Below are 13,487 nucleotides of genomic sequence, written 5' to 3'. Positions count from 1 at the left end.
TCTAAAAAGTTAATTGAAGTCCTAATGAGAATGTTCTACGATAAGGATACGACCTCCCAAATGAATTCGGGTCTTTAATACCGTTTTCTGTATAATCTGTCTCTGGGTCAATTGGAATATTCAAACTATCGAACTCAAACAGATTCTCTCCGGAGAAGAAAACTCTGAACTTATCGATTTTTGCTTTTTCCAACACCGAACTTGGCAATGCATAACCAACCGTAAGATTTTTCAATCTTAAATAAGACATATCCAATAGATATCTCGTCTGCGGCATATGGTTCATAGAGGTGTTGCTTTGATTTTGATTGGTCGGTCTATAATAGAAAGCCCCTGTGTTTTCAGGCGTCCAGTAATCCATCTGATGATCGTACCATGCTTCCGCAGGTCTCCATCCAGGTACTGCAAAATCTCCACCTACCCAAGCACTACGGCTTCCAACACCTTGCAAGAAGAATCCTAAATCGAAACCTTTGTATTCAAAGTCCGCACGGAACCCATATTGATACCTTGGATTGGAATTACCAATAATTCTACGGTCTCCCGGATCCACAACAGTTCCATCTCCAACACCAATCACTCCATCACCATTCAGGTCTTTGTACTTAACATCCCCTGGACCATATTTAAACTTACCAGTCTCATAGTACGATTGTGAAGGAATCCCTTGCTTCAATGTATACGAACCATCTGCATTTTGGTTAAAATCATCGACCTGGAAGAGACGGTCCGTCTCATACCCCCAGATCTCCCCGATCATCTTACCTTTATAGTCTGTACTTGTTCCATTAGCATTGATCTGACCGATTCCGTCAAATTTACTGATTGTCTCTTTGTAATCAGACAATTGACCAGACAAACGCATATTAAGCCCATTATTAAAACTATGGTTATAGGCCAACTCCAACTCCCAGCCATTAGTCTGCATCTTCCCATGATTACGCAATGGTGAAGGTGCTCCGTAATTAGAAGTGAGCACTTCTCCGCCCGTAATCAGATCGGAAACCGTTCTTCTATAACGATTGAATGTTACATTCAACTTATTGTTAAAAAATGCTGCATCTACACCTATTTCTTTTGTAGTAACAGTCTCCCAAGTCAAATTTTGCGACACAATAGAAGGGGTAGTCATCGTATTCTGATTAATACCACCTACCAACCAATCTGATGGCGCTTGGCTCAAGGTTGACAAATAAAGACCACTAGGCACTGTTTGATTACCCACACTTCCCCAAGATCCACGTATTTTCAGGAAATCCATATAAGGCTTGGACCAATCCATAAACTCCTCTTGAGAGATTACATACCCCGCAGACATTGCTGGGAAGAACCCCCATACATTATCCCTGTTGAAACGGGAGGAACCATCATATCTCGCCAATACCTCTACGATATACTTACTTTTGTAATCATAGTTGACCCGGCCGAAAAAACCAAGCGTAGACCAGTGTGAAGCTTCCGAACTCGTTGTCATATCGCCAGTAGCCAACCCCAACTCTGGATAACCTTGATCTAGAAGTCCTAATCGCTGTCCCCATAATTTATCTGTCTTAAATAGCTCCGCATTTGCACCAGCCATAAATTTAAAATTATGATCTTCGAAACTCTTATCATAGGTCGCATACATATTGGCCACATGTCTATCTGTAACCGCACGTTCTTTACGAGCACGATTTGCAGCAGCCCCTGTATAGGTCATATACGTAAAATCCGTTTTCCCCCAGAAATCCCATCCTTCAGCTGTTCCTCCATTTTCATTATATTTTTGGAGATATTGTGAATAGGTATAATCCGCATCTAGCGTTAGCCCGGGCATAATCTTAGCCTGCCCGCCGAATGTAAAACGCGCCATATTTGAATTTCTGGAATTCATATTCGCTTGCTGCACATCAGTAATTGCATTTCGCATAGGCAACCCATCAATCGTACCATACGGAAAGTTTCTAGGCCAACGATACAGATAAAATAGCGGTTCATAAATATCACCACCAAATGAAAAAGGCTTACTTACATCAGATGCCGTATACAACACCTTAGCATACCCAGTCAACCAATCTGTAATATCCGCATTGATACCTAAGTTAAAATTATAACGGTTAAATTTATCAGTATTATCCTTCAAAACACCGGTTTGTGATATCAAGCCAAATCCGGCATTATAATTAATCTTATCCGATCCTCCAGAAATACTCAAATTATGATTCTGCTGTGGAGTATGCTTCTTCATGAACATACTTTCCGCATCCCACTGCCTGTGGAAATACAGTTTACCATCCTTTACTTCGTAATCACGGCCTTTAACCATTTCCAAACCCAGATCCTGTCCTCCATACAATTGCTCCCACTCTTCCATCTTTTGGATAGCATACTCATCATATTGTATCCCTAGATTATCATAATACGGTTTTCCTGGATCTTCGCGCATGGCTGCCAATAAACCAGCTCTAGCACCTGCTGCTCCACCTGCGATCACTGGAGTTGTAGTCAAGGTTTGCAACGCAAAATTATTAGAATAATTTATCGCTGTTTTTGTATTCCTCTTTCCTGACTTTGTTTTGATCAAAACTACCCCCCAAGCTGCTCTTGCACCATAGATTGCTGCCGAAGCATCTTTAATAACAGACATACTCTCAATGTCCGTAGGATTTATCATCGAAAGACTAGGTACCTCCACGCCATCTACCAAAATCAACGGAGAAGCACCACCTTCTGTTTTCAGCGATCCGCTCACACCACGTAGACGAATCTTGGGATCCCCACCTAAATCTCCACTAGCTGTCGAGACTGAAAGTCCTGATACAGCACCTTGCAATGCTCGTCCGACATCCGTCACAGGACGTGTTTCAAAAGTTTTTTTCGTATCGACAGTTGATACTGCTCCAGTCACATTTGTTCTCTTTTGTGTACCGTAACCGACTACAACGACTTCTTCCAAAGCATTGTCTTCAGAAACCAATACGACATTGATTGTATTGTCACCAACCTTTACATCTTGCGAAATATAACCGATACTGGAAAAACGCAGTGTTGAACCTACTGTGGCTGAAATTTTAAAGCTGCCGTTGGCATCTGTTGTTGTAGCCCCAGGAACCCCAACCACCGATACCGTAACACCTGCTAAAGGACCATTTTCGTCCGATACAGTACCCGCTACTGTATTCTGAACTAACCTATTTGATGAATAGGCTGTTGCCGCAGCAAGATTGGATGGATTCGAGACTTTCGAAACCTTCGCTTCTGCTGTCGTCATTGCCAACCCCAATGCGAGAGAGAATAGTAAAGTATTTCTCATATTTAGCATATTTAATAAACTTGTTTTACTTGTAATCATAACCTAGAAAGGTCTACTTAAAAAGCAGACCTAACCCATAATCTTATTCAAAGTCATTATACAACAGATATTTCTTACGCATCTGCTTATACTCCGACAGCTCTTTTTGCCAAGATGCTTTGATCTCATCTTCTGTTTTGCCTGCAATAATCTGCTTTCTCAATTCATCTGTACCCGCCAGCTTATCGAAGAACTCTGGCCTTGCGAAGAATTTTGATTTATCTGGCATTTTGTTGTAAAAATCCAGCACATACTTCAATGTGAATTTTTGTTGATCGGCATCTAGCCCACGTAGATCTTGCCCATACATTGTCTGTCCCTTTCCTTCTACATGCTTTACCATTCCTGCTTTTTCACCGGGTGTGTATTTGAAATCACCATAAACAGGATTATCATACCCCACCACCTGGAAAGGCCAGTCCGTTCCCCGTCCTACCGATATATCTGTTCCTTCAAACAGGCACAATGCACCATATAGACGAACCGACAAATGATTTGGCAACGATGGTGATGGAATCACAGGGAGCTCGTACATTTTCGAATGGTCCCAGTTTCTCACGGGTATCACCGTTACTTGACACTGGCGTCCATTCTCCAACCATTCCTCCCCATTGATCATATGTGCCAATTCACCAACGGTCAATCCGTGTATCATCGCGATTTTATGAAGAGATACGTTAGATTTAAATTTATCGTCTTTACGTACGGGACCATCGATCTGATCTCCGCAAGGATTAGGACGATCCAATACAATGAGTTCTTTATTGTGCTTTGCACACAATTCCATTACCCGATGCATCGAAGCTATATAGGTATAAAAACGCGCACCTACATCCTGCAGATCAAAGATCATTACATCTATCGATTGTATGATTGAATCTTGCTTATCGTTTTTACCATACAACGTGTACAGCGGAAGACCTGTTCTTGCATCCTTGTCATTACTGACTTTTTCGCCACGTTCGATATCCCCACGAAAACCATGCTCTGGAGCAAAACCAAATCTCAAATCGACCTTTTCACGGAGCAGTACATCGACAAGATGTTCCTTTCTCGCTCCAACAATCGATGTCTGATTGCCCATAAGACCTACCTTCTTTCCTTTCAAAAGCGGCAAATAAGCTTCCAACTGGTCGGCTCCAGTCTTAATTTCATCGTTTACTATAAAATCTGATTTTAGGGGTGGATTAGCGATATCCCTTGCTTGGGTTTTCAATCCACAGAAGAAAAACATCGAGCCTATCAGACTAGATGCTACTAAAGGTAAAAACTTCATATATACAGCTTGTTTTGTTAGTGTCTATTATGCGTTATTTATCAACATTACAGCTTAGATGGCTAAAAATAACACAATAAAACGCATAATACCGCATAAACAGCAAAACAAAAGCAGATGTAAGACAATTTTAGTTACAAAAACCGCACAAAAACGAATTCAAAAAAAAGAGAAAATCATACAAAAAAGTATAGATTTATACGTTAAATAAATGTTAAACCCACTTTACGAAGTTCATCAGAACAAGTGCATAGTGTTAAATATACACTATAAAGCAACAATAGTGTTACATTTGTAACTTTTCAGATCAACACCAAAAAGCCCCTTGCAGAAAACTGCAAGGGGCTAGATACTAAACTTAGAAAAATAAGATTAATCTTTTTTATCCCACCATATCGGTTCATTAATGTAAGTAGGCTTGTCGTAATTTGGAGCTACCAATCTAAGTTGAGCACTATTAAAATTCAACTCATAAGATGCCATCGCAAATCTTCTTGGCCAATCTGTCGCCCCAGGATAAGACTGTGCATACACGTGATTTGGACGCTTGTATCCTTTATACACACCAGTTGCTTCATTATAGTTTCCGCTACCGTCCGTACAATAGTCCATCCTACGCATGTCCACCCACTGTTCTGGAGAATAAGACAAAGCGATATACTTCTGAATCATGATATGGCTCATTGTCAAGTCTCCAGCATTTTGCACCACAGAGGTACTGGCCAAGAAATCATTGATATCACTGGCATTTATACCCATAATCTCCATATGGTTCCTTATCCCATCTTTGTATGCTGTCAGAGCTAGACCAGGCTCATTTCTTCTCAAGCGAACCTCTGCCTCTATAAATTTCATCTCTGATGCTGTCAAGAATAATCCTTTTGAGTCTTTCTTATTATACCAAGTACCTGTAGAAAGAATACGACCGCCTGCTCCCTTCGCCTCACGCAACTGAACAAATACCGAGTCAGCTTTGTCGAATTGATTTTTTTTCGAATCATACAGATACGCTTCAGGTCCAGTCAACACCTCATCTGATGCAAAATCCACTCCTAGCGTTGTACGCATAGAGCCATCTCCCTCTTGAGATCTAGGCACCAAAAGCTCGTATCGAGGGTCCTGCATATCGTTGTTTCCTGTAGGTGCTCCAGTGTAATTATTCAAGATATAATCCATGTAGAGCTTAGACACGCGAGTCGATGCTGAGGTATTCGTATACTGTAATGCCGATTGCGCTGTAGACGTTGTTTTGTCACTCTGATCCACATAGTGCATTATAGTAGACTCCGCAACCGTTTTTGGCGCCTTATCCAATGCTGCTAAGATTGCATCTGTATCATAAGTCGACTTCTTATTCAAATGCGATAAAAATCTTGCTTTTAACCCATAGGCCAACTTAATCCAACTATCTACGTTTCCTTTATTGTAAATATCACCCACTGAAAGGTTAGCAGCATACTGTCCTTGTGTCTTTCCTAATTCAATGATGGCTTCATCCAAAAGTTTAAAGACCTCCACATAGATCTCTGATGCATCCTCAAACTTAGGTGTCAAAATATCCTTGTTATCAAACTCTGTATAAGGAGCCACGCCATAATAATCGGCCATGTACCCAAAACCCCATGCTTTCATGACCAGACCTACACCTACATAGTGGTGAGCATCGACCTTTTTCGCTGCGTCTATCATTGGCTGGATATTCACAGCGGTATTTACATACCATGCCTGCCATGGCCAATTCGCAGCAGCTGCATCAGAATACCAACGGGTCAACATATAATTTCTCGCGCTAGCAGCATACACATTCGCTAACTGATGCGTTATATGGGCCGATCTGGTACCGCCACTTTCATAAGCATCTGCAAACTGCGCTAATATAGAAGGTAATCGCTGTTCCGCATTGGGCTGAACAGCAGTACCACTATTGGGATTATCATTCACATCAAGCCACTTATCACAGGAGGACAAGGATAAAGTAGCTGTCGCCGCCAATAAATATATTATCTTTTTCATTCGATTAGAATTTTAAATTAACACCAAACGTGAAGCCTGCTGTTGCTGGTACACCTGCATAGTCTATCCCAACGGCCCCAGAGCCCACGACGCCTGCTCCTGCAGCCGATGTTTCTGGATCCACACCAGAATAATTTGTCAACAACCAAAGATTGGTCCCCATGGCATTAAAGGTAGCTCCTTTAATAAATTTCGATTTTGCCAAAAGATCTTTAGGCAAAGAATAGCTCAAATTGACAGCGCGAAGTCTGAACCAATTCACTTTCTCAATAAAGTTAGGTGTATGTTTAGAATACACATCTTTATAATAAGCTTCATTAGCTTCAACCTCTCTTGTCACCATTTCGTACTCTTTAGTAGTCGGATTAAGCGACATCCCTGTAAATTGGAGCATCTCACCTCTGTTTTCTGTATTTTTACTCATACCATACGTAGTCATCAAATACTCAGAAGCGTTATACACATCTCCTCCTTTTCTAAAATCGAACAGAAAGGACAAATCCCAATTTTTATAAGTGAATGAGTTATTCCATCCTCCTATAAAATCGGGCTCACGATTACCAACATAAGTCGTAGTTGATGACGAAGTCAGTGGCCTTCCAGTTTTCCAGTCCAACAACAAGTTACCTTGAGCATCTTTTTGCCATACGGAGCCACTTATCCCCATAAAGTCACCATTGTTATAGGAAGCAGCCTTACCGGTACCCACCTGTACATCCGTAACATAAAGGATATCCAAGCCCCCAACCAACTTAGCAACCTTACCTTTATTATGAGAGAAATTCAGACTTGTATTCCACGCAAAATCACCTCTTTTTACCGGAGTAGCATTCAACGACACTTCAAACCCCTCATTATTCAACTCACCTATATTGTAGTAAGTCATAATATAACCTGTGGCATTAGAAACCCGAGGTTGCAGGATTTGGTCAACAGAGCTCGTCTTATAGTACGTGAATTCTAGTCCTAAAGCATTTTTCAAGAAACGTAAATCTGTACCAATCTCAAACGAATTCGTTCTTTCCGGTTTCAACTGATCGTTACCTCTTGTCCAATGATTTCTAAATCCACCTCCAATAGTCAATTCTGGACCAAATAACCCTGTAGTCGTCACATAGGCTGGTGCATCTTTACCCACTGATGCCCACGAAGACCGCAACTTACCATACGTCAAGATATCGTTCTTTTCAAACAACTCTGTAAAAATCAAAGATCCGGAAATTGAAGGATAAAAGAATGAACGATTCTGCACCGGCAATGTAGAAGACCAGTCATTACGTCCTGTAGCATTCAGGTAAGCAATACCTTTGTATCCCACACGTAAATCACCGTATACACCTACAATCCTACGATTATTAAAGATCTGTGAATAATACTTATTATCCTGCTTAAAGTTCTCCATATTCTCGACCCCTTTCAACTCAAAGCTTTCACCACGCAAAGAAGACGATTTAACACGCGTATCTTCCGCATTATGTCCGACTAACAAGTTAAAATCCCAATCCTCTATCTGCTTCTTGAAATTTAACATCAAGTTGCTGTTCAAATACTGATATTTTTTATCGGTATTGGACATCATACCATTCTGCCATGCTTCTTTCACACTAGATCCAGGAGCCACTAATGTATTGAACTGCGAAGTATAATTATCCACACCTAGACGGTAGGTAATATCAAACCAATCAGTCACATTCACATTTGTATAGACCGTTCCCAATATGCGATCAGTTTTGTCAGATTGTGGATTCTTATGGATTAACCAATACGGATTGTCGGTATTGTTTTCCAAAGCGACCTGCGGCAACAACAGATTGTTTCTGCCATCTGGCGTAAGGTAATCTTTCATATTATGGTTTCCTGGCCATATCAATACGGATTCCATATACCCATTACCGGAGGAACCCCAAAGTCCAGAACCTGTCAACGTCTTACGTGTATCGCTGGTCGAATAGGACGCATTGGCACCAAATGTAAACTTACCATACTTCTGCTCACCGTTAAAACGTACCGTCGAGCGATTAAAGTCTGTCGTAGGCACTACACCTGTTTGGTAGATGTTCGATCCTGAAAGAAAGAAATTTCCAGTAGCCGAACCTCCGGAGATATTAAAGGAGTTATCGTACATACTTGCTGTCTCGTAAAAATCCTTCATATTATCATAACGCAGATCTCCATCTTTGAATGGGTCACCCCAAGATTCAAAAGTTTGCGCTACATACTTATTGTTATAGTAAGATCCTTGTTTGTATTTTGTCTGCTGCTCAGGCAATTTGTTCACCCAGTTAACCCCGACTCTCGAAGTGATACCTACTTGGGTACGTCCTTCCGCACCTTTCTTTGTCGTGATTACAATAGCTCCCGCTGCTGCGCGCAGTCCATACAACGCTGCTGCTGCTGGGCCTTTCAATACAGACATCGACTCGATATCTTCCGGGTTAATATCTAAGGCACGGTTACCGTTCGTAGTAGACGTATTCACGTTACCATCGAATGCAGAATTATCTCCTTGTCCAGTAGAGTTATCCATTGGAATACCATCGATTACAAAAAGAGGTTGATTGTCCCGTTCTAACGATGTACCTCCACGGATTATGATACTTGCCGAAGCTCCTGGCGCACCACCTGAGTTCGTAACATTAACCCCCGCAATCTTACCATTCAAAGAATTGATTACGTTGGGGTTTTTATTCTTCATCAATTCATCAGCTTTGATATCCTGTACAGCATATCCCAAAGCTTTCTTTTCCTTCTTAATCCCCAATGCCGTTACGACCACCTCATCGATTGCCTCTTCCGAGCCGCTCAATTTGATGTTGTAGACATTGCCTGAACCCACCAACTGTGAAGTCTCTCCAGAACCGATAGCTCTAAAGATCAATGTTTCGCCTGGCGCAGCTTGAATAGAAAAGGACCCATCTGCATTCGTCTGCACCGAGCGTGTAGTACCTTTTACAATGACAGTTACGTTGCTCAGGCCATCTCCATCTGAAGACGTTACCTTACCCGAAACTGCTTTTTGCTGTGCCATCAAACAGGATGCATAAAGGCACACCCCGAAAAAAGCAAGTAAAAATCTCTTTTTCATGTGTTTGATAGTTTGTTAAAATTGTGTTTATTTTCTAAAATATAGATTTGTACACCAGTAATTTAGTTAGGCAAGTCTACGAAAAAAAAAGTGCTTATGCGTTTTTTTGCGAAACTATTTTTTTAAAATTCACAAATAAAAATTCCAGCACTCACCCAAAATCTTGAATAAAATTCGAACAAAGACCTCTAAACCAAAACAAAAGACAGATTAAACATCAAAAAACCATAAACACCTGATCATCAACACTTGTCTATACAACCTTTGTAAAACCGCAAAAAACGCAAACTTTGACCCAACAACTCAAGCATCCCTTACTTTAACAATCTACATTCCCTTGTGTAACGTTTCACTGATCAGATAGCAGCTTCCAATATTAACCTTTTGTTAAAACAACATAAATGGTAAGCTTTTTGTTTTAACCCTAACTAAAAGAAGGAGTTAAAATGAAGTTTTTTAATTTATTCTGGGGACTATTCATCTTATATTTTGTCTTCATACACCCAGCCCTCATCTATTACAGCAGTGACTTAGCACCTGATCCCTCTACACAAAATTCTTACACAGCCCTTATCTATCTTGTATTAGCGCTATTTCTCTGGTCTGTCACATTCATTCTTTTCGCACGACTGATCTACAAAAACACCTACGGGCTTCAAAGAGACATCAAACGTTTAAGCCAAGAAGGCAGGCTGATACAGGCTACCATTGACCAGGTAAAATCAGAAAAAAAACTTCCCAATGGTTTTGTGAAAAAGGAAATTCTAGTATCATTTGATAATTTCAGCAATACGCGAATTCACTATCCGCTAACATGGACAGACAGCAAACCGCATCAACAGCGCTATAACACCGGACAGCAAATAGCCCTCCGAGCAGATCCCCACCTGAAATACCGCCCCTATGTCGTCCCCGACGGCATAGAAACCCATATAAACTCAAAAACAATGATTCTTTATACCAGCATCTGGATAGTCTCGATACTCGCAATAGCCGCGTATTTCTATTACGCCTACACGAGTCAAAGCCAAGGCTATGGCTGGCGATTCCTCTCTTTGACCCATCCCCTCATCCTGTCCCCCGTTATTCTATACAGCCTTTTAGCTATCTTTTATGTATTCTTTGCCAAACTGATATCACCTAATCTCAGTAAAGGCAGCGGAGATAAAGACATGGCCCAGCTTTTATTATGGGGGAAAAGAGCGACAGCAGAAATCATAAGTGTACAACAGACTGGAACATATATCAATGAACAGCCCCAGATCAGATTTAACATGAATTTTATCGACAGCGACAACATCAGTCATCAGGTCGCTATCAAAAAAATCGTATCTCTTCTGGACCTCCCTGCAGTACAGCTCACCAAAAGCAAGCAAATTCTCTACCTAGCTGACAATCCTCAAGCCATAGTCCTGGAAGAAGATTTATAAACAAACAGATTTAATCACGATGAAAAACAGATTATACATACCCATAGCCGTTATATTGCTGTCGTCCTGTAAGCCATTTACACAATCCATCAGAGACACTTTGAAGTCTGAAGAAGAAGTACAGCAAGACCTTGCCCATAAGGAACAGAACGAGAGCAACAGCTTTCCACTGCGGGTCATTAAAACAGTATCCAGTACCGCTGCCCTACAAGCCGCGGAAGAGACCCTACGCCAGCTGCCACAATTCAGCGGAAAACCCATCATGGTACAACAGTCCGCACATTTCTTCGGAGATGGCCGTATTGTACTCAACATACAAAACCCCGACACCCCTCAAAATATCGACCGGTATGTATACCAACGAGGCAAGTGGCAAACCCCGACGCCTGTGCGTATCACCAAAGCCGACCGATTGGATCAGCAGCTGTTCCCCTTAGACCGAGTTTCCTTTGCTACGGCCAACAAAGTCTACACGACATTGAAACAGAAAATAAAAGAAATCAAAAGCGAAGAACGTGACCCTACCGTCTATTTTTCCTTCTACAACGACAAGATCAATTGGTCACCACGATCACTGCGAACACCCAGGGGCAGCTATTCCCTATCCTTTGATGAACAAGGCAATCTACAATCCTTTGAAAAGGATTAACAACAAGGTCATCCTTTTCCGGACTTCTTGAGCAGGAAAATCCCACAGGCCGTCAAGATGACAACCAATACAGCGATCAGTACGAATTGATAGTCCAGCAGATCCATATTTTGTGTATTTATAAGGCGCCCCCAACAAGGCCTCTAATGTTCCTTATGCGCAGTTAGGCCGCCAGCGGTCTCCACAATAAGAGAGACCGCCTCAGGCCATACTAAACAACACAGGTTATTTTTACAGTTAGTGATAATATTTTAAGTGATTACATGTTAATTCTAATTGGTCATCGTTTTCTACAGAGAGCACCGCGCCCCTATCCCTACGGACACACTAATATAAAAAATACAATTGTAATACGCAAATTAAACGTATAAAACACGTCAACATAACGCATATACTTCACGCTTATTATAAGAAAAGTTTGTGAATTTTGTTTTACATTAAAGCCGAAGAATGACGTTAGGTAAATTTATACAAGAGAGAGTGCGCTTAAAGGGGATTACAGATAAAGCTGTTGCAGAGGCTTTACATATTTCGGCAAGATCAGTTCCCAATATCTATTCAGCCAAAGAAATCCCAACGTCCAGAGTCGCTTTATTATCGGTATTGCTAAACGAAGATATCTACTACAATTACTACAAAAATATGGAAACAGTAGCTCCCGTGGTTAGCGCTCAGGTCCAAGACCTCCTTCAAAAAATCAAGACTCTTGAAAACTCCATTTTTGATAAAGAGCGATTGATCCAAAGCCAAGCAGCGCTGATTGAATCACTCCAAGCAAACAAATAAAGTTCTTATTTATAATCTCAACTACACTCCCCATCTTCGATAGGACCCTACAGTTAACACACACTAGACTCTTACATAAAGCACCTTGCATCCGTGCTGAGTCCGAGTCCTCTCCGTGTTGAGAGCGAGTCTACCTTAGACACAGGGCTGTAGCACCTAAGGCACAGTTCGCACGCAGTTGCCTTCTTAATAGGTTCTTAATACTATCTATAGTATAACTATGGTACTGGCCCCCGCATTTAACATCATCTATAGAAAACCAGAAGGTCTCTACCAAGCAAAGCGAGTTTGCTTACACACTTCGTGGGATACTGCTGTAAAAACATCAAGACAACCATCCCCTTTTGGAAAACAAGTGACACCTTTTTCAGAAAAAGGTGTCACTTGTTGTGAACTTGTAATCACTTATCTGTAAAAAGGGACTCCTTTTTACTAAAATGGAACATCTATATTGAAACAACCGTCCCCTTTTTTCTACAAAGTTATCGGTTGTTCTAAACAAGGAACTACTTTTTGGCAAGTAGTAATCAATTGTTTGAAAAAAGGAAATGCTTTTCATTAAAAAGGTCCCCCTTCTACCAAACTAGGTAGACCTTTTTAAAAATAATGGAACCATTTTTCGAAAAAAACGATTCCTTATTTGTGCAAAGTGACTACTCATTCTTAAAAGGCAATCCCTTTTTGTGAACTACCAACATCTTGTTTTCAAAAAGGGATGACTACTTTGCAAAAAGGTGTCACAGATGGCTAACTTGGAGTCACCAAACCGCTAGAAGGTGCTCCTTATAGAGACAAACCGTTCCCTTCCAGGTATAATTTAGGTTCACAAAAAAGTATTCCTCAGAAGGAACACCTTTCAGATCAACTCATTTTAGCAAGAGTTCATCCTCTACAAGTATACAGACCAAAAGGACATT

General features: G+C 41.0%; 7 protein-coding genes. 3 read left to right on the top strand and 4 right to left on the bottom strand.

The features are described 5' to 3' along the window. Position 1: 1 nt before the first annotated feature. The 4 genes from M472_RS29500 to M472_RS29485 all read right to left on the bottom strand — a co-directional run bounded on the left by M472_RS29500 (position 2) and on the right by M472_RS29485 (position 9,705). Positions 2 to 3,292 (bottom strand): SusC/RagA family TonB-linked outer membrane protein, encoded by a 3,291-nt coding sequence (locus tag M472_RS29500; protein ID WP_200859603.1) that lies wholly within the window; start codon positions 3,290 to 3,292, stop codon positions 2 to 4. A gap of 82 nt (positions 3,293 to 3,374) precedes the next feature. Then, entirely contained in the window at positions 3,375 to 4,607 is a 1,233-nt protein-coding gene (locus M472_RS29495) for an exo-beta-N-acetylmuramidase NamZ family protein (RefSeq protein ID WP_037458134.1), read from the bottom strand. 372 nt (positions 4,608 to 4,979) lie between these two features. Continuing rightward, positions 4,980 to 6,620, bottom strand: coding sequence for a SusD/RagB family nutrient-binding outer membrane lipoprotein (locus M472_RS29490; protein ID WP_021069474.1), 1,641 nt, complete (start codon positions 6,618 to 6,620; stop codon positions 4,980 to 4,982). A 4-nt stretch (positions 6,621 to 6,624) separates the two neighbouring features. After that, positions 6,625 to 9,705 (bottom strand): SusC/RagA family TonB-linked outer membrane protein, encoded by a 3,081-nt coding sequence (locus M472_RS29485; RefSeq protein ID WP_031301483.1) that lies wholly within the window; start codon positions 9,703 to 9,705, stop codon positions 6,625 to 6,627. Between the two features lie 446 nt (positions 9,706 to 10,151). On the opposite strand from M472_RS29485, the gene M472_RS29480 reads away from it, so the two are divergent. From M472_RS29480 to M472_RS29475, 3 genes are all read left to right on the top strand, one after another. Then, positions 10,152 to 11,135 (top strand): hypothetical protein, encoded by a 984-nt coding sequence (locus M472_RS29480; RefSeq protein WP_021069472.1) that lies wholly within the window; start codon positions 10,152 to 10,154, stop codon positions 11,133 to 11,135. Positions 11,136 to 11,154: 19 nt separating this feature from the next. Then, on the top strand, positions 11,155 to 11,784 hold the full coding sequence (locus M472_RS0122540; protein ID WP_021069471.1) for a hypothetical protein: 630 nt from the start codon (positions 11,155 to 11,157) through the stop codon (positions 11,782 to 11,784). A 450-nt stretch (positions 11,785 to 12,234) separates the two neighbouring features. After that, positions 12,235 to 12,570 (top strand): hypothetical protein, encoded by a 336-nt coding sequence (locus M472_RS29475; protein WP_021069469.1) that lies wholly within the window; start codon positions 12,235 to 12,237, stop codon positions 12,568 to 12,570. The last annotated feature ends 917 nt before the right edge of the window (positions 12,571 to 13,487 follow it).

This window comes from Sphingobacterium paucimobilis HER1398 (assembly GCF_000416985.1).
Taxonomy (GTDB): Bacteria; Bacteroidota; Bacteroidia; order Sphingobacteriales; family Sphingobacteriaceae; genus Sphingobacterium; species Sphingobacterium paucimobilis.
This window is presented reverse-complemented; position numbering and strand designations above follow the sequence as displayed.

Excerpts from the sequence above, each read along its gene's own strand:
- M472_RS29500 (WP_200859603.1), bottom strand. The coding sequence starts at position 3,292 with ATGAGAAATACTTTACTATTCTCTCTCGCATTGGGGTTGGCAATGACG.
- M472_RS29495 (WP_037458134.1), bottom strand. The coding sequence starts at position 4,607 with ATGAAGTTTTTACCTTTAGTAGCATCTAGTCTGATAGGCTCGATGTTT.
- M472_RS29490 (WP_021069474.1), bottom strand. The coding sequence starts at position 6,620 with ATGAAAAAGATAATATATTTATTGGCGGCGACAGCTACTTTATCCTTG.
- M472_RS29485 (WP_031301483.1), bottom strand. The coding sequence starts at position 9,705 with ATGAAAAAGAGATTTTTACTTGCTTTTTTCGGGGTGTGCCTTTATGCA.
- M472_RS29480 (WP_021069472.1), top strand. The coding sequence starts at position 10,152 with ATGAAGTTTTTTAATTTATTCTGGGGACTATTCATCTTATATTTTGTC.
- M472_RS0122540 (WP_021069471.1), top strand. The coding sequence starts at position 11,155 with ATGAAAAACAGATTATACATACCCATAGCCGTTATATTGCTGTCGTCC.
- M472_RS29475 (WP_021069469.1), top strand. The coding sequence starts at position 12,235 with ATGACGTTAGGTAAATTTATACAAGAGAGAGTGCGCTTAAAGGGGATT.